The organism is Roseisolibacter sp. H3M3-2, assembly GCF_029211165.1.
Lineage (GTDB): Bacteria > Gemmatimonadota > Gemmatimonadetes > Gemmatimonadales > Gemmatimonadaceae > Roseisolibacter.
Genome location: NZ_JARGEK010000689.1, coordinates 1 through 1012 on the forward strand (window position 1 = coordinate 1; position 1012 = coordinate 1012).

The 1012-nt window shown below is 81.3% G+C and carries 1 protein-coding gene; it reads right to left on the reverse strand.

Features of this window, described 5'->3' with window-relative positions; all coding sequences use genetic code 11:
• Window positions 1-688 (reverse strand): Ig-like domain-containing protein (locus PYV61_RS25750; protein ID WP_275836744.1); only part of this gene is annotated, 688 nt, incomplete at its 3' end.
• Between the last annotated feature and the right edge of the window lie 324 nt (window positions 689-1012).

The following is a 1012-nucleotide window of genomic DNA, read 5'->3' on the forward strand; positions in this document are numbered from 1 at the left end:
CGGCCAGCGCGGCGCCGAGCGCCGCGCGCGGGGAGTCGGCGGGCGCGGCGTCGGCGGCGCCCGCGGTCACGCCCGCGTCGGCGAGCGCCGCGTCGGCGGCCGCGGCGCCGGGGGAGGCGGTGACGGTGAGGTTGAGGCGGCGGATCCCCGAGTCGGCGGCGAAGAAGGGGATGAGCACGTACTCGGCGGCCGTCGTGCCGGCGGCGATGCAGAGGTCCGTCCCCTGGCCGGCGCCGAACGCCTGGACGCCGCCGACCGGGAGGTCGACCGCGCGCACGATGCCGCAGGTGCTCACCACCACGCGCAGCGTGTCGGCGAGCCCGTCGGCGCCGGCGATCACCGACGCCGAGCCGAGCGCGCGGGCGCGCAGCAGCCCGTCGGGGGTCACCTCGGCGACCGCGGCGTCGGTGGAGCGCCAGGTGACGGCCGTCGGGGTCGAGGTGCTCCCGTTGCGGCGGAGCTGGGTGGCGAGGCGCAGCGAGTCGCCGGGGGCGGCGGAGAACTGCTTCCCCTCGAGCCCCGGGACGACGGTCGAGCCGCCGGCGGGGACGATGGCGAAGGTCGCCGAGTCGGGGGTGGGCCCCTCGGTGGGGGAGTCGCCGCCGCAGCCCGCGAGGGCGGTCGCCCCGAGGGCGGCCAGGGCGAGGGCGGGAGCGGCGGGGCGGAGCGACGGTCGGCGGAGGGGCATGGCGCGGGCGCGGGGGCCGGCAGCGGGGGGCCGCGGGAACGGGACCGGGGGCGGCGTCGCACGGACTCCCCACGCGGGAGCGGGGCAACCGCGCGGGAGCGATCCGCGGACGTGCGCCGGGTCACGGGCGCGGGCGTGCCGCGCGGGGGCTCGGTCGTCGCCCGGGGCCCCCGCATGTAGATTCGATGATATGCCGATCGCCCCCCGCGTGTTCCCCCCCGCCGCGCTGCTGGTGCTGCTCGCGGGGTCCGCCGGGTGCCGCGGGCGCGACGCCGCGGCCGCGCCCGGGGAGGGCGAGGGCGCGGGCGACGCCCAGACGCCGGC